The following is a 16,036-nucleotide window of genomic DNA, read 5'->3' on the forward strand; positions in this document are numbered from 1 at the left end:
GCTCAAGTCTCCTCTAATCAGGATCGATCTCGCCCCTGCGCGCGCGGTCGGCAGCGAGGCGATGTTTCTTGGTGTTGGTCGGCAGCGGCTTCTTGGCCGGCTGCTTGTCTTTCAACTTCGGCTTCGGCTTGGCCTGGGCCGCCGGCTTGGCGTGCGGCGCCAGCGGCGGCGTAATGCCGAGCTCGCGCTTCTTCTCACGCTCGGCGGCCTTGCCGCGGCGCATGGATTCGGCGATCAGCTCGTCGGTCAGCACCATCTTGGCGTCGCCGATGTCGGTCATCGGCAGCACGACATCGGCATCCTGGTCCTTGGCGACGTCGTCGCGGGTGATGCGGACGCCGTCGCCTTCGACGCCCTTGATGATGCCGCGGAAGCGTTTGCGGTTCTGATGCGCCAGCGCCATCTCGATCTTCACGAGATGCCCGATATGGCGCTCGAAATCGGAGCGGCGGACCAGCGGCCGGTCGATGCCCGGCGAGGAGATCTCGAGCCGGTAGGGACGGTCGATCGGGTCGGCGATATCCAGCACCGGCGACAGCGCCCGCGACACCGCCTCGCAATCCTCGATCTGCATCGTGCCGTCGGGGCGCTCGGCCATCACCTGGACCGTGCAGCCGCCTTCGCCCGAAATACGGATCCGCACCAGGCGGTACCCCATTCCCTGCAGCACCGGGTCAGCCACTGCCGCAACGCGCGCCGCGACGCCCGGCTCGACGACGAGACGGGGCTCGGTCAGGAGGTCGGTGTCAGCGGTTGCGAACGTAGGTTCCGTCATCGAGGCGTCGATCGCGTGTCTTGCTTGGTTGGGCCGTCGGGCCTGTTCGATCGCGCTCACCGGACCGATCCCGCCCGTGGCGGAGCGATCCAGGTAACAAAAAAGAGCGGGTCCGGAAGGGCCCACCCTCACTACGCGATCGTATATGAGATGATGTTTGATGGCGCTCATATAGCCGCTTTGCCGCCTGACGGCAAGGGTCGTGTCGGCTCAAACGGCGCCTGGAACTGGGAATCTGCTCCGCGCCAGGAGTGCGGATCGGATCGTTTTCCCCGACCGGGAACGGCCGAATGCCGCGGGGTCTAACCCTTCATTCACCAAGATCGCTTAAAAATGAGCTGAGTTCGCGCTTTTCGCCTCCGTAGTCGTGCCGCACGGAGCGGAGCGCACGGAAACGTGTCGTGTTGCGTATCGAGTAGACGTCATGACCCCGGCAACCGCGCTGATCCCCGGCCTCGGCCGGATCGTCAGGCAGGGCAATGCTGAACGCGGCCTCGAGGCCACGCGCCGCATCGCCGACCTGTTCTTCGAGGATGCGACGAAGCTGCGTCCCGAGCACATCAATCTGTTCGACGGTCTCCTGATCGATCTGGTCCCGTTCGCGGATCTGCCGACGCGGATCGATCTGGCGGAGCGGTTGTCGCGGCTCCTCAGGGCGCCCCGTGCCGTCGTCAGCCGGCTGGCGCGCGACGACGAGGTTGCGGTGGCGGGTCCGCTGTTGCGCCGTTCGCTCGTGCTCGACGATCCCGTGCTCATCGCCATTGCGCGCGACAAGAGCCAGGGACATCTGCTCGCGATGGCAGAGCGGACGCGCCTGTCGGCCGATATGACCGATGTGCTGGTGCGCCGTGGTGATCGCGACGTGGTGCGGCGGACCGCTGCCAATGATGGCGCCGCGTTTTCCCCGCGCGGCTATGCCGCGCTGATCCACCGCGCGAGTTCAGACGGCGTGCTGACGCTCACGGTCGGCCGGCGCGACGATGTTTCCGACGATCATCTGAAACAGCTGCTGGCCGGCGCGCTCGATGTCATCAGGCGGCGGCTGTTCGATGTGGTGCCGCCGGACAAGCAGGCGAGGATCAAGCAGGCCCTCGCCGAGCTCGCCGATGCGGCGCAGCCAACAGACAGCGCGCGCAATTTCGTGCCGGCGCAGCGGACCATCCTGTCGCTGTATGAAGCCGGTGCCTTGGACCAGTCGGCGCTGTTCGGCTTCGCATCCGAGCACAAATACGAGGAGGTCATCGCGGCGCTCGCCCCAATGACGGGATTGAAGATCGCGACGCTCGACCGGCTCATGTCGGGCGATCGTCACGATCCGCTTCTGATCCTGGGGCGCATGATCGGGCTCGATTGGCGCACCGTGTACGCAATGATCCTGCTGCGCCTCGGACCGAAACGCGTGCCGGCGCCGCGCGACATCGATGCGATCAGGGTCAGCTACGCGCGCCTGCTGCCATCGACCGCCGAGCGGGTCGTCGCGTTCTGGAAGACACGGCATTGAATGACGCCTACGGCGCAGCGGTCAGCGGCGGCGGAAGATCAGATAGTTGGCGACGCGGCCCTCGCGCGTCGCCTTCCGTCCGTAGCGCGTCATGGTGTAACCCGGCCAGGGCAGACGCCAGTCGTCGGCGCGCTCGGCCGTCCAGGCGAACTCGGGCGACCGGAGCAGATGCCACAGCGTCCAGGCGCAATAGTCGGCGATGTCGCTGACGAAGCGGAACTCGCCGCCGGGCTCGAGAGCGCGCGCCATCGCGGCGATCGTCGCATCCTGCACGAAACGCCGCTTCCAGTGCCGCCGCTTCGGCCAGGGATCGGGATGGATCAGGTCGATCCGCTGCAGCGATCGCGGCGGCAGCCAGGCCAGCAGTTCGGCGGCGTCGCCGGCCAGCAGCCTGATATTGCCGATGTTGTCGGCCTCGATCGCCGACAGGATCTTGGCCATGCCGTTGACATAGGGCTCACAGCCGATGAAGCCGGTGGTCGGAAACGCCTTTGCTTCGGCGGCAAGATGCTCGCCGCCGCCGAACCCGATCTCCAGCCGCAGCGCGTCGACCGGCGGATCGTACAGCGTGGGCAGCACGGCATCCGCGGGAGCGGCGAGATCGAGCGCGAGATGCGGCAGCAGGTTGCCGACCAGGTCGGCCTGATGCGCCCGCAGCTTGTGGCCCTTGCGCCGGCCGAAGAACGAGCCCTGACCATGCAGGGCCGCGGTGTCGGTGTGATTGTCGTCGTCGACGGGCATGTTGATTGCGGTGCTCATCGCAGCGTTTCATAGAGGCGGTAGAGCAGCCTTGTCCGCGGCTCGATCGAGGAGATGTACATCTGCTCGTAATGTGTATGCGCGCCCTTGCCATCGACGCCGAGCCCATCGAGCGTCGCCGTGAACGGTGCGGTGAAATTGCCGTCGGAACCGCCCCCGGTATAGGTGTCGATCAGCTCGAAGCCGATTTCGTCGGCGAGCGATTTCGCATGCTCGAACAGGGCGGCGCCGGCGTTGCCCTTGACGTAAGGCGGCCGGTTCACCTCGCCGCTCACCTCGACGGTGACGCCATCGCTGCGCGAGGTCAGCCCCAGGATCTTGGGCAGGATTTCCTCGGCATCGGCAGGCGTCGGCAGCCGTGCGTCGACCTCGGCATAAGCTTCCTCGGCGATCACGTTCGGACGTGTGCCGCCGCGCACGACCCCGACATTCACGGTGATGCCGCGGGCGGGGTCGTTGAGCGCCTCGAGGGCGTGAATGACCTTGGCGAGTTCGCGGATCGCACTGCGTCCATCCTGTGGACGCGCGCCGGCATGCGCGGGCACGCCGCGGATCGTCACGTCGAACCGCGCCACGCCCTTGCGTCCGGTCACGATCTTGCCGCCGTCACGGGCGGGCTCGGTGACGAGAACGTATTTGGCCTTGCGGCCTTCCTCCTCGATCAGCGCACGCGAGGTCGGGCTGCCGATTTCTTCATCCGAGACGAACAAATGAGTAATGCCGAGCGGCGATTTTTGACCGTCTTCGCAGAGCTGACGAAAGGCGTGAAAGGCGAGATACGCGCCGCCCTTCATGTCGTAGATCCCCGGACCGTACGCGACGTCGCCGTCGACCGAGAACGGCAGCCGCGCGATGAACCCGATCGGATGCACCGTGTCGAGATGGCTCAGGACCAGGATGCCAGGCTCGTCCTGTCCCCACGACGACCGTGCGACGAGGTGGTCGCCGCAGCCGTCGCGTCCGGCGATCCGTTCGATCGTGGCATCGAGCCCGCGATAGCCACCCGCGACCAGGGAAGCCAGCTTGTTGACCTGATCAGGTGCATCGGTCGGGGTCTCGATCTCGACCCATTGGCGGATGCCTTCGAGGATTGTGCGACTATCGAACGGGCTGCTGGTTATCATGAGCTTTGTAAATCGTTCTCGATGGTTACGAAGTGGTAGCAGGCGGTTGGGCGCACTGGCGCGTGGCAGGGCGGGCTGGCGGCCGGGACGCCGGAGTTCCAGGCCACATGTGCATAAAAAGATTTAGAGCGCGATAGCCTTTCCCGAAGGAGAGCCATCGCGCTCTATTGGTCGTGATCCAACCTGTCTATCGGCTCATTCGTCTGTCGGAACGCAGCGTGCCCAGCGCGTCGTCCGCAAACGTGCCCCGCTGATGGCCCCCCGAGGGCGCTGACATTCCTATGAGAGTGATCACGATAGGAATGTCAGCGCCGGCGCATCAGCTAGCCTTCTTCCGGAGCTTCGCGATCAGCGATCTGCTCGACCAGGTCGACGATGCTGCGACGGAGCTTCGAATCGTGGATCCGCGTGAATGCGCGGGTCAACGCCAGTCCTTCGGAGGTCGCCAGGAAATCAGACACATAGGCGGGCGAAGCGCCTTCGCCGAAAGCTTCACCGTTGGTCCCGCCACTCGGGACCCCTTCGAACAGGAAGGAGACCGGGACCTGCAGAACCTCCGAGATCTGCTGAATCCGGCTGGCGCCGACTCGATTGGTGCCTTTTTCGTACTTCTGTATCTGCTGGAACGTGAGTCCGAGAGCCTCACCAAGTTTTTCCTGGCTCATGCCCAACATGATACGGCGCATCCGCACCCGGCTGCCGACATGCTTGTCAACAGGGTTGGGCGCTTTCGTCGACATCTCTCAACTCCTCAGAATGGGCCTCGGAACGAGGCGGTCGCAGTATGCCTCAGGCGCTCGCACCGTCAATTTATGTTCGCATGTCGTACTAACGAAGACGGCCGAGCAACGAACTGGACGGCTCATGCTGCCGCGCGAGAATGCGAATTGCAGCAGCTATCTGTCAACACTTGGGGTTTTGCTTGTCAAAAAAAATCTTACTGACCCGGAAAGAATCGAGATCTTGCTGTCGTCAGGGAAGCTTTTGAGCAACACGTCTGCGAACGACGGTGCTCAGGGCGATCACTAACAGGATCGCAACCGGAATGTCGCCGAGCCTTGCATAGACGGTCGGCTGCAACGCAACAGGCAGCGCGGAATCCAGCACGCCCTCTGCGCCGAGAGGCAATTGCTTAACGATACGGCCGACCGGATCGATCACTGCGGAGATGCCGGTGTTCGCAGATCGAACTAATGGAAGTCCTTGCTCGATCGCGCGCCACTGCGCCTGCTGCAGATGCTGATGAGGACCGGTCGATATGCCGAACCAGCCATCGTTCGTCAGGTTGACGATCCAGCCCGGTCGTTCTTCGCTCGGCACGCTGTCGCTCGGAAAGATCGCCTCGTAGCAGATCAAAGGAAGCACACGTGGGGCGTGTGGCACGTCCAGGTTGCGTCGCACCGTGCCGGGGATGAAGCCGCCCTGCACCCGCGTGAGCTGCTCGAGCCCGATCCGCTCCAGCAGAGTCTGGAACGGCAAGAACTCGCCGAATGGGACCAGATGGAGCTTGTCGTAGACCGACAGCACGGTGCCGTCGTGATCGATCACGTAGATCGAATTGTAGGCCCGGGTGATGGGGGTGTTGCGAGGCGCGTCAGGGGCGCGGACCGAACCGGTGATCAGCACAGTGCCCGGTGACAGCAGGTCGGCGATCTGGCCCATCGCGTCCGCCTCGCGGGTCAGGAAGAACGGGAACGCCGATTCCGGCCAGATCAGGACGTTGGCGTCCCGGACACCGGTGGCGTTCGGGCCGGAGGCGCGGTCCGACAGCGCCAGATAGCGGCGCATGACGTCGGCCTTGGCGCCGTAGTTGAACTTCACGTCCTGTTGCAGGTTCGGCTGCATGATCCGCAGCTTGAGGTCGGCGACGAAGGCGGTCGGATGCAGTCCGAGCCGGATGACGCCGAACACGCCCATCATCACGAGCAGGGCGGCCGCCGCGGCCGGCGCCCGCCAGCGTTCACGCCATGTCTTGCCGTCGATCAGCACCGCGGGGCTGGCAAAGATCGCGATCGCCAGGAACGTCATGCCCCAGATCCCGATCAGCGAGGTCGATTGCGCCAGCGCGAGCGGCTGCGACAGGGCATAGCCGAACGTGTCCCAGGGGAAGCCGGTCAGCGCGTGGCCGCGCAGCCATTCGCTCGCGGTCAGGCAGACGGCGAGCGCCAGGATGCGGGTTGCATCACGCGTCCAGATCAACCGGGCCAAGGCGAAGCCCAGCGCCGGAAACAGCGCGAGATAGGCCGGCAGGCCCAGCACGGCGAACGGCATCAGCCAGGCGAAGGTGTCGGCATCGACCAGGAACGCGTTGCCGATCCAGTACAGGCCGGGCACGAAATAGCCCATGCCGAAGCAGAAGCCGGTGAAGGCGGCAGCCGGGATGCCGCGCCGCCGTCCCGCGGCGGCGCCGTCGATCAGCCAGACCAGAACAGGGAAGGTGATCGCGAGCACCGGCCAGGCGTTGAACGGGGCCATTGCCAGCGAGGAGAGCGCGCCGGCGGCGAGCGCGATCGCCGCACGCTTCCAGCCCCAGGCCAGGACAACGCCGATGGCGAGGCCGCGAATCATCGATGGGCGGATCACTGTGAGCTGGCTCCGTCGCCCCGTGGCGGGCTGCTATCATCATGGACCGGCGCAGGGCCGGCCTCTGCCGGCGGCGGCTCGGCCGGGACGTCCGTGTCCGGCGGGGTCACTTCCGGCGCAACGTCTCGACGCCGGCTTTCGCGCGGCGGGCGGGGCGTGGGGCGTTCCTTGCGCGGCGCGATGCGCAGCCGCTTGACCCGGCGCGGATCGGCATCGAGCACCTCGACCTCGAAATTGCCGGGGCCGGAGATCAGTTCGCCGCGCACCGGCAGCCGGCCGACATGGTTGACGAGATAGCCGCCGAGCGTCTCCACGCCCTCGCCGGCCTCGCCCGTCACGAACTCCTCGCCGATCACCCGGCGGACGTCGTCGAGGCTGGCGCGGGCGTCCGCGATGAAGGCGTTGTCGGCCTGCCGCACGATCGCCGGCGGCTCGTCGCTGTCGTGCTCGTCGTCGATCTCGCCGACGATCTGCTCGACGATGTCCTCGATCGAGACCAGTCCGTCGGTGCCGCCATATTCGTCGACCACCAGCGCCAGATGGATGCGCGAGGCCTGCATCTGCGCCAGCAGATCGATCGCGCGCATCGATGGCGGCACATAGAGCAGCTTGCGGATGATGTTGGCCTCGAACAGCGGCATCGAGAGGTCGACTGCCTTCAGGTCGAGCCCGGCCGGCAGCGGCTTCTTGCGCCGCGCCTTGACCTCGTCCGAGACGCGCGCCTGTGCGGTGGTGAAGGCGAGCAGGTCGCGGATGTGGACCATGCCCTCGGGATCGTCGAGCGTGTCGTTGTAGACCACGAGCCGTGAATGCGAGGCACTCTCGAACAGGCTCATCAGCTCGCCGAGCGTGATGTCGCGCCTGACCGCGACGATGTCGGCGCGATGTACCATCACGTCGGCGATCCGCCGCTCGTGCAGATCGAGGATGTTGCGCAGGAGCGTGCGCTCGACCGCGGAGAAGCCGATGTCGTCGGGTGTCGAGGCGTCGAGCACGACCTGCAGGTCGTCGCGCACCGATCCGCCGCCCTTCCATCCGAACAGATTGCGCAGCGCGCGAAAAAGCCAGTTCTCGCTCGGCGAGCGGCCGAGCTCGGATGCCGGCACCACGGCCGGAAGATTGCGCGTGTTGCGCGGATTGTCGTGAATGGGTTCGGAGTCGGCCATGATCAATTCGTCCGCTCCCGGTCGGCATAGGGATCGGGGATGCCGAGATGGGCCAGGATCTCGCGCTCGAGCGCCTCCATCTCCTCGGCCTCGTCGTCGGTCTCGTGATCGTAGCCGATCAGGTGCAGGAAGCCGTGCACCGCGAGATGGCTGAGGTGCTGGTCGAACGGCTTCTGCTCCTCGTCGGCTTCGCGCCGCAGCGTCTCGTAGGCGATGGCAATGTCGCCCAGCATGCGCGGCGCGTCGTCGTCGCCACGCGGGCCGGTCGGCTGCAGCGCCGGAAACGACAGCACGTTGGTCGGCTTGTCGATGCCGCGCCAATTGCTGTTCAGGGTGCGGATGCCGTCGTCGTCCGTCAGCATCACCGCGATCTCGGCGTCGCCGACGTCCGCGTCGACCGTCTCGGCGGCGGCGACGATGGCGCGATGTATGACGTCCTCGGCGTCGGGCTGGTCCTGCCAGCAGTCGGCGGCGACGATCACCTCGGTGGTTGGAATGGGACTTTGTGGCATCCTGGTCGTTCTGTGCGGATGGCGCTTGGATCACGCGCCGATCGGCGAGCTTGCTCTCGGGGTCAGCGCGCCTTTGGGCTCTCATAGGCGGCGACGATACGCGCCACCAATTCGTGGCGAATGACGTCCTCGCCGGTGAACCTGACCTGCGCGATCCCGTCGACGCCGTCGAGCAGCCGCGCGGCCTCGGCGAGGCCCGACGTCTGGCCGTTCGGCAGATCGACCTGCGAGGGATCGCCGGTGATGATCATGCGGCTGTTCTCGCCCAGGCGCGTGAGAAACATCTTCATCTGCATCGACGTCGTGTTCTGCGCCTCGTCGAGAATGATCGCGGCATTGGTCAAGGTGCGCCCGCGCATGAAGGCGAGCGGCGCGATCTCGATCTCGCCGGCCTGCAGCGCACGCTCGACGATGCGCGCATCCATCAGATCGTACAGCGCGTCGTAGATCGGGCGCAGATAGGGATCGACCTTCTCGCGGAGGTCACCAGGCAGGAAGCCGAGCCGCTCGCCGGCTTCGACAGCCGGGCGTGAGAGGATGATGCGGTCGACTTCCTTCCGCTCGAACAGCTGCGCTGCATGCGCGACCGCGAGCCAGGTCTTGCCGGTGCCGGCCGGACCGATGCCGAACACCAGCTCGTGGCGCTTCAGCGCGCGGATATAGGAATCCTGCGCGGCGGTGCGGGCGCGCACCGGACGCTTGCGCAGGTTGATGCTCTCGAACGCGTTCTTGGCGTTCTTGGCGTCGAACTCGAACAGCGAGCCCTGCGCGACCACGGCGCGGATCGCGCCCTCGACGTCGCCCTGCGCCAGATCCTGGCCCTTGACGGCCTGCGCATAGAGCGATTCCAGCACGCGCCGCGCGGCATCGCAGCCGTCGCGGGTGCCGCCGATGGTGATGTGGTTGCCGCGGGAATCGACGACGACGCCGAGGCGTCGTTCGACCAGCGCCAGGTTCTGGCCGTAGGGGCCGACCAGGGCGGATGCGGCGCGGTTGTCGTCGAAATCGATGACGACCTGGGTCTCGGGGGGCATGGACATGTCGCGGTCGTACTTGCGGCTGGGAGCGAGGGAAGACGAATCCGATGCGCTCTTGGGCAAGTGCTCAGCCTCCGATGGACACGAGGGGCGTGGGGGAGATCACTGCCGGCGCGGCCGTGACGAGCTCGCCGAGCAGGCTGTAGCGTTCGAGACTGTCGATCCGCACCGGCAGAACCTGGCCGATGATGTCGTCGGACGCCATGACGTGAGCCGGCTGCAGATACGCGGTCCGTCCGACGAGCTGCCCGGGCCTGCGCGCTGGCCGCTCGAACAGCACGTCGACGACCTGGCCGATCGCGGCCTTGTTGAAGGCTGCTTGCTGGCTGTCGATCAAGCTCTGGAGGCGCTCCAATCGCTCGTCCATCTCGGTCGCTGACACCATCTCCGGCATGTCCGCTGCCGGAGTTCCCGGACGCGGCGAATACTTGAACGAATAGGCCGCAGCGTAGCCGATTTGGTCGATCAGGGCGAGGGTGGCGCGAAAATCTTCCTCGGTCTCGCCCGGGAACCCGACGATGAAATCCGAAGAGAATGCAATGTCGTCACGGACGGCGCGGAAACGGTCGACGACTTTGCGATAATCGGTCGCCGTGTGTTTGCGGTTCATGGCGCTCAGGATGCGGTCGGATCCCGACTGAACCGGCAGATGCACGAACGGCATCACCGCTGCGAGATCGCGATGCGCCGCGATCAGGCTGTCGTCGACGTCGTTAGGATGGCTGGTCGAGTAGCGGATCCGCGCCACGCCCGGAATCTCGGCAATCCTGTAGAGCAGCCGACCCAGCGTCCAGGGCAGGCCGTCGGGGCCTTCGCCGTGATAGGCGTTGACGTTCTGGCCGATCAAAGTGATCTCGCGAACGCCGTTGTCGGCGAGCTGCGCCACGTCGTCGACGATGCGCGCCACCGCGCGCGACATCTCGCTGCCGCGTGTATATGGCACCACGCAGAAGGTGCAGAACTTGTCGCAGCCTTCCTGCACGGTGACGAAGGCCGAGACGCCGCGGGCGCGGATGGCCTCGCGGCTGGGCTTCGCCAGGAAGCCGAACTTGTCGTCGGCCGGGAATTCGGTCTCGATCGCCCGCTCGCCGCGGCGGGCCTGGGCCAGGAGCTGCGGCAGATGGTGGTAGCTCTGCGGCCCGACCACGACGTCGACGGTGGGCGCGCGGGTGATGATCTCCTGGCCTTCCGCCTGCGCCACGCAGCCGGCCACGGCGATCTGCATCGTCCGGCCGGCCCGCGCGGCGTCCTCCTTGGCGACCCGCAGCCGCCCGAGCTCCGAATAGACCTTCTCGGAGGCCTTCTCGCGGATGTGACAGGTGTTGAGGATCACGAGATCGGCGTCGCTGGCCTCGGCGGTCTCGACGAAGCCCTCAGGCGCCAGCGTGTCCACCATGCGCTGGGCATCGTAGACATTCATCTGGCAGCCATAGGACTTGATGTGCAGCTTGCGCGGCGGCGTCATGAACCCTTGCATGCAGTCGGAGGCGCGCCCAATTGGCGCCGCGCTCAGATATAGGCTAGGGGGCCGGAAATCCAGCGATCGCGGGCTTTTTCTCGGCCAGCCGGCTCAGAATCGCCGGCAACTGCCGCATGTCGTCGAAAACCAGGGTGGCGCCGGCGGCGCGCAGGTCGTCGGCGTGCCCGGGCCGGCAGTGGCTGCCGCCGTGAAACCCAAGCACCGTCATGCCGGCGGCGACACCGCCCCGGATACCGGCCGTGCTGTCCTCGACCACCACGCAGGCCGCGGGACGCGCCTTCATCTGCGCTGCCGCGAACAGGAACAGATCGGGCGCGGGCTTGCCGTTCTCGACCTGGGAGGATGAGAAGATGTGCGGGGCGAGGCGATCGTAGAGCCGGGTGGCGCCGAGGCTGACGCGCATGCGCTGGTGCGATCCGGAGGAGGCGACGCACACCGGCACGTCGATGGTGTCGAGCGCCTCCATGATCCCGTCGATGGCCGCGAGGTCCTGCTCGAAGGCGCGGAACAGGCGATCCTGCAGTTTCGGGTTGAAATCGTCGGGCAGGCTGCGGCCGAGTTCGGCCTCGACCTCGAGCTTCGCCTGTTTCAGCGACCGGCCCAGGAACCGCGCGAACACCTGCTCGGTCGTGATCGGATAGCCGCACAGGCTGAGCACGTCGGCGTGCGTTTGACAGGAGATCACCTCACTGTCGACCAGCACGCCATCGCAATCGAAAATGACGAGATCGAAGTTCGAAGCCGGCGCTACGTCAGCCATTCGTCTCTTCGTCGAGCGGCACGCAATACAGCTCCAGCCGGTGGTCGACCAGCTTGTAGCCGAGCTTGCGGGCGATCTCGGCCTGCAGCTTCTCGATCTCCTCGGAGGTGAACTCGATCACCTTGCCGTCGCGCAGATTGATCAAATGATCATGATGGCTGTCGCGCATCTGCTCGTAGCGGGCGCGGCCCTCGCGGAAATCGTGGCGCTCGATGATGCCGGCATCCTCGAACAGCTTCACGGTGCGATAGACCGTGGAGATCGAGATCTTGTCGTCGACGGCGACGCAGCGCCGGTACAACTCCTCGACGTCGGGATGGTCGCAGGCTTCCGCGAGCACGCGGGCAATGACCCGGCGCTGCTCGGTCATGCGCATGCCGGTGGCGGCACAGCGGGCCTCGATTCCGGTGGAATTGAGCGCTGGCGTAGTTTTCAAGGAGGAGGTCATCGTGTCTCGCCTCAAGGATGCGCTTTCTGCCACCAAGCGCAGGTTACGACAAGTCCCGGCGCATCAGAAGCGCATTCAACTGTTCCCCGCCGGGCTGAAGGTAATAGCGTTCCCGACGGCCCACGGTCGCAAATCCGGCGCGTTCATAGAGTCGGCGGGCCGGCTGGTTGTTTTCCTCCACTTCGAGAAAGACCGTCCGGACCCCGCGCCCCGCGAGGTGCCCGAGATGCTGCAGCAACAGATCACGAGAAAATCCGCGGCCGCGCTGATTTGGGTCAAGTGCAACTGACAATATTTCCGCTTCGTCCGCGCCGATCCGCGAGACGATGAAGCCTATGAGCTTCCGCCCGAGCCGCAGCCGATGGATCATGGTGTTGCGCTCGGCCAGCATCGCCTCGAACTCGCCTTCGCCCCAGCCGCGGTGAAACGAGGCGGCGTGGATCTGGGCGAGTCTGGCGGCGTCGCGCAGCGAGGCCGCTTCGATCAACGGTTTGGGGCTGCCGAGCCAGCGGAAGAACATGTTCATGACGAGATGGCCGTCTGCACCGGTTGACGCGTTGCGCCGGCGGGCGGCTTGACGTCGGGTGCGCGCAGATAGAATGGCCGCGCCGGCGCGTGCACTGGGTCGGCGGCCGCGCCGAGCCAGGCGACCCAGCCGATGTCGGGTCCGTCTTGCGAGTCGACCGCAACTGGCGCGGCTGATTCCTTCGGCCACCGCTCGGCCAGCAGCGCCGCGGCGTTGCCGACGAGGTGTGGGGCGCCGAGCCGCGCGACCGCCAGAACGTCGTCCATCGCGGCGACCTGGGGCGCGACCAGCTCTTCGCCGCTGCCGCTCACCACTTGATAGTAGACATGGTCGTGCCGGGCATCGATCGCCGAGATCACCGGGTTGGCGCGGTCCTCGCTGACGATCGGCGCCGCGTAGGCGGACAGCGTGGTCACGCCGACGACCGGCTTGTGGGCGGCCAATCCGATGCCGCGGGCGGCGGAGAGCCCGACCCTCAACCCCGTGAAGCTCCCGGGGCCGGTCGTCACCGCGATGCGGTCGAGATCGGCGAAACCGACGCCGGATTGCTGCATCACGCGCGCGAGCAGCGGCATCAGGGCCTCCGCGTGGCCGCGCTTCATCGGGAGTGTCTCCTGCGCCCGCATCAAGGCCGAATCAGTATCCAGCACGGCAGCGGCGCAATGGTCGAGGGCAGTATCGATGGCGAGGATCAACATCCGGTCGGGTTCGCATTGAAGAGAGCGCAAATACCTATTGTGGTACCGTGATAAAGTTAGTTGACGCCTTCTTACATCCTCATCGGGAAAAACGCATCAAGGCGCAACTACTGATACGCTAAGTTACTGAACTATATGCCATTTAAGCAAATCTTTCCGCGCCTGTGGGAATTATCCGCTCGGCACGTTCGGGGGAGAGATGACGCGCCGCCCGTTGGCGGATGGCCGGCCCCGTCCCGAGAAGAGGAATTTCCATGTCATTCTGGTCAGGCAGTTCGGCATCGCGCGATGCGATGGCGCAGGTCGCGGCGATCAACCGCTCGCAAGCGGTGATCGAGTTCGACACCGACGGCACGATCATCACCGCCAACCAGAATTTCCTCGACGCGATGGGCTACTCGCTGAGCGAGATCCAGGGCCGGCACCACGCGATGTTTGTGGCGCCCGAGATGCGCGACAGTGCCGAGTACCGCGCCTTCTGGGCCGATCTGCGGGCCGGGAAGTTTCGTTCGGGGGAGTACAAGCGGTTCGGCAAGGGCCACCGCGCCGTCTGGATCCAGGCGAGCTACAATCCGGTGATCGACGGCGGCAAGCCGGTCAAGATCATCAAATTCGCAACCGACATCACCGAGCAGAAGATGCGCAGCATCGAGGACGCCGGCAACATCGCGGCGATCGGGCGCGCCCAGGCGGTGATCGAGTTCAATCTCGACGGCACCATCATCGATGCCAACGATCAGTTCCTGAGCGCGATGGGCTACACGCTGGCCGAGATCAAGGGCCGGCATCACAGCATGTTCGTGCTGCCCGACGAACGCGACAGCGCCGCCTACAAGGAATTCTGGACCAGCCTCAGTCGCGGCGAATTTCGCTCGGGCGAGTTCAAGCGTTGCGGCAAGGGCGGCCGGGAGATCTGGATTCTCGCGTCCTATAACCCGATTCTCGATGACGAGGGGCGGCCGTTCAAGGTCGTCAAATACGCCTCCGACGTGACGCAGCAGAAGCTGGCTGCGGCCGATTTCGCCGGCCAGATCGCCGCGATCCGCAAGTCCCAGGCGGTGATCGAATTCGACCTGAACGGCATCGTGCTCGACGCCAACGAGAACTTCCTCGCCACGCTCGGCTACACGCTGGCGGAGATCAAGGGTCAGCACCATCGCATGTTCATGCCGGCGGGCATGGGCGACAGCGCCGCGTATCGCGAGTTCTGGGCCGCGCTCGGCCGTGGCGAATTCCAGATGGGCGAGTTCGAGCGCGCCGGGAAGGGCGGACGACAGGTCTGGATTCAGGCGAGCTACAATCCGATCAAGGATCTCAACGGCAAGCCGTTCAAGATCGTGAAATTCGCGAGCGACGTCACTGCGCAGGTGATCAGCCGCATGAAGGGCGACAAGGTGCGCGGCATGATGGAGCACGTCGCCGCCGGCGCCGAGCAGCTCAATTCCTCGGTGCAGCAGATCGCCGATGCCATGGCGAAGTCGAAGGAGACGGCGACGGCGGCGGTATCGCGCGTCGAAGACGCGGACCAGCAGGCCAAGCGCCTGTCCTCGGCAGCCGGCGCCATGAGCAGCATCGTCGAGCTGATCGGCAGCATCACCGGCCAGATCAATCTCCTGGCGCTCAATGCGACGATCGAATCGGCCCGTGCCGGCGAGGCGGGGCGCGGCTTTGCCGTCGTCGCCGGCGAGGTGAAGAACCTGGCCACGCAGGCCAAGCAGGCCACCGATCGCATCGGCAGCGAGATCGGTAATCTCAACGGCATCTCGTCCGACGTCGTCGGCGCGCTCGGCGCCATCAAGAACGCGATCGAGAGCGTGAATGACTACGTTTCATCGACGGCGCACGCCGTCGGCGAGCAGAGCGCCGTCACCAGCGAGATGTCGGAGAACATGCGCCAGGCAGCTGCGGAGGCAGCGTCCATCGGCAAGGCGGCGTAGAGAGCGAATGGCGAATAGGGAGCAGCGAATAGGGAATGCATCTACTCGCTACTCACTATTCCCTACTCGCTCGCCCCCCTTGTCACATCGGCCGGACTTCGACCACCTCGGGCACGAAATGCTTCAGCAGGTTCTGGATGCCGTGCTGCAGGGTCGCGGTCGATGACGGGCAGCCGGAGCAGGCGCCCTTCATGTTGAGATAGACGATGCCGTCCTTGAAGCCGCGGAAGGTGATGTCGCCGCCGTCATTGGCCACGGCCGGGCGGACGCGGCTCTCGATCAGGTCCTTGATCATGCCGACCGTCTCGGTGTCGGCCTCGTCGTAGAACTCGTCGTCCTCGTCGGCGGATTCGTCATTGGCGGCGCTGCCGTCGGCGAGCAGCGTCGCGCCCGACATGTAGTGCTCCATGATCGCGCCGAGGATCGCCGGCTTGAGGTGCTGCCATTCACCGTCGCTCTTGGTGACGGTGATGAAATCGGCGCCGTAGAACACGCCGGTGACGCCGTCGACGGCGAACAGGCGCTCGGCCAGCGGCGAGCGCGCGGCGGCGTCGCGGCTGTTGAATTCCATCGTGCCAGCGGGCAGCACGACGCGGCCCGGGATGAACTTCAAGGTGGCGGGATTGGGGGTGGCTTCGGTCTGGATGAACATGGTTTTCTCCGGCAGCGCCGGTTCAAGGCCGGCCTGTGGTGTCCTCATAGCAGATGGCGCGAGCGCGCGCACGATCAA

General features: G+C 65.7%; 16 protein-coding genes. 2 read left to right on the forward strand and 14 right to left on the reverse strand.

All coding sequences use genetic code 11. From position 1 onward, the window contains the following. Window positions 1–13: 13 nt before the first annotated feature. Window positions 14–775: a ribosome maturation factor RimP gene (gene rimP / locus ACQR1D_RS02090; protein WP_434893660.1), complete on the reverse strand. Its 762-nt coding sequence runs from the start codon at window positions 773–775 to the stop codon at window positions 14–16. Window positions 776–1,199: 424 nt separating this feature from the next. On the opposite strand from rimP, the gene ACQR1D_RS02095 reads away from it, so the two are divergent. Further along, complete coding sequence (locus ACQR1D_RS02095; protein WP_434893659.1) at window positions 1,200–2,276, forward strand: DUF2336 domain-containing protein; 1,077 nt, start codon at window positions 1,200–1,202, stop codon at window positions 2,274–2,276. A gap of 21 nt (window positions 2,277–2,297) precedes the next feature. On the opposite strand, the gene ACQR1D_RS02100 is transcribed toward ACQR1D_RS02095, so the two are convergent. The 12 genes from ACQR1D_RS02100 to tsaB form a co-directional block, all read right to left on the reverse strand. Continuing rightward, window positions 2,298–3,035 carry a tRNA (guanine(46)-N(7))-methyltransferase TrmB gene (locus tag ACQR1D_RS02100; RefSeq protein WP_315803928.1) on the reverse strand — a complete coding sequence of 246 codons (738 nt, stop codon included), beginning with the start codon at window positions 3,033–3,035 and terminating at the stop codon, window positions 2,298–2,300. Continuing rightward, complete coding sequence (locus ACQR1D_RS02105; RefSeq protein WP_434893658.1) at window positions 3,032–4,159, reverse strand: M20 family metallopeptidase; 1,128 nt, start codon at window positions 4,157–4,159, stop codon at window positions 3,032–3,034. Before ACQR1D_RS02105 ends, ACQR1D_RS02100 begins: the two co-directional genes overlap by 4 nt. A 323-nt stretch (window positions 4,160–4,482) precedes the next feature. Next, entirely contained in the window at window positions 4,483–4,899 is a 417-nt protein-coding gene (locus tag ACQR1D_RS02110) for a helix-turn-helix domain-containing protein (protein WP_006615449.1), read from the reverse strand. A 232-nt stretch (window positions 4,900–5,131) separates the two neighbouring features. Then, the gene (gene lnt, locus ACQR1D_RS02115; protein WP_434838887.1) at window positions 5,132–6,727 is read right to left on the reverse strand and encodes an apolipoprotein N-acyltransferase; all 1,596 of its coding nucleotides are present in this window, start codon (window positions 6,725–6,727) and stop codon (window positions 5,132–5,134) included. An 11-nt stretch (window positions 6,728–6,738) separates the two neighbouring features. After that, a complete protein-coding gene (locus ACQR1D_RS02120) occupies window positions 6,739–7,908 on the reverse strand; it encodes a hemolysin family protein (RefSeq protein WP_315803926.1) in 1,170 nt (389 codons plus the stop codon). Between the two features lie 2 nt (window positions 7,909–7,910). Beyond that, window positions 7,911–8,420, reverse strand: a complete 510-nt coding sequence (gene ybeY, locus ACQR1D_RS02125; RefSeq protein WP_315803925.1) for an rRNA maturation RNase YbeY — start codon at window positions 8,418–8,420, stop codon at window positions 7,911–7,913. A gap of 62 nt (window positions 8,421–8,482) precedes the next feature. After that, on the reverse strand, window positions 8,483–9,460 hold the full coding sequence (locus tag ACQR1D_RS02130) for a PhoH family protein (protein ID WP_316215359.1): 978 nt from the start codon (window positions 9,458–9,460) through the stop codon (window positions 8,483–8,485). 64 nt (window positions 9,461–9,524) lie between these two features. Beyond that, window positions 9,525–10,922 (reverse strand): tRNA (N6-isopentenyl adenosine(37)-C2)-methylthiotransferase MiaB, encoded by a 1,398-nt coding sequence (gene miaB, locus ACQR1D_RS02135; protein WP_434838680.1) that lies wholly within the window; start codon window positions 10,920–10,922, stop codon window positions 9,525–9,527. Window positions 10,923–10,977: 55 nt separating this feature from the next. Further along, entirely contained in the window at window positions 10,978–11,697 is a 720-nt protein-coding gene (locus tag ACQR1D_RS02140; protein WP_315803922.1) for an HAD family hydrolase, read from the reverse strand. Next, the gene (locus ACQR1D_RS02145; RefSeq protein WP_315803921.1) at window positions 11,690–12,145 is read right to left on the reverse strand and encodes a Fur family transcriptional regulator; all 456 of its coding nucleotides are present in this window, start codon (window positions 12,143–12,145) and stop codon (window positions 11,690–11,692) included. The genes ACQR1D_RS02140 and ACQR1D_RS02145 overlap by 8 nt, the downstream gene beginning before the upstream one ends. Before the next feature lie 43 nt (window positions 12,146–12,188). Next, complete coding sequence (rimI, locus tag ACQR1D_RS02150) at window positions 12,189–12,671, reverse strand: ribosomal protein S18-alanine N-acetyltransferase (protein ID WP_315803920.1); 483 nt, start codon at window positions 12,669–12,671, stop codon at window positions 12,189–12,191. Beyond that, entirely contained in the window at window positions 12,668–13,369 is a 702-nt protein-coding gene (gene tsaB / locus ACQR1D_RS02155; RefSeq protein ID WP_434893657.1) for a tRNA (adenosine(37)-N6)-threonylcarbamoyltransferase complex dimerization subunit type 1 TsaB, read from the reverse strand. Before tsaB ends, rimI begins: the two co-directional genes overlap by 4 nt. A 254-nt stretch (window positions 13,370–13,623) precedes the next feature. On the opposite strand from tsaB, the gene ACQR1D_RS02160 reads away from it, so the two are divergent. Beyond that, window positions 13,624–15,306, forward strand: coding sequence for a methyl-accepting chemotaxis protein (locus ACQR1D_RS02160; protein ID WP_434838679.1), 1,683 nt, complete (start codon window positions 13,624–13,626; stop codon window positions 15,304–15,306). Window positions 15,307–15,388: 82 nt separating this feature from the next. Here ACQR1D_RS02160 and ACQR1D_RS02165 read toward each other — a convergent pair whose 3' ends face one another. Then, window positions 15,389–15,958, reverse strand: coding sequence for a NifU family protein (locus ACQR1D_RS02165; protein WP_316179056.1), 570 nt, complete (start codon window positions 15,956–15,958; stop codon window positions 15,389–15,391). Window positions 15,959–16,036: the final 78 nt, after the last annotated feature.

It is taken from the genome of Bradyrhizobium sp. HKCCYLRH2047 (genome assembly GCF_051168175.1).
Taxonomy (GTDB): domain Bacteria; phylum Pseudomonadota; class Alphaproteobacteria; order Rhizobiales; family Xanthobacteraceae; genus Bradyrhizobium.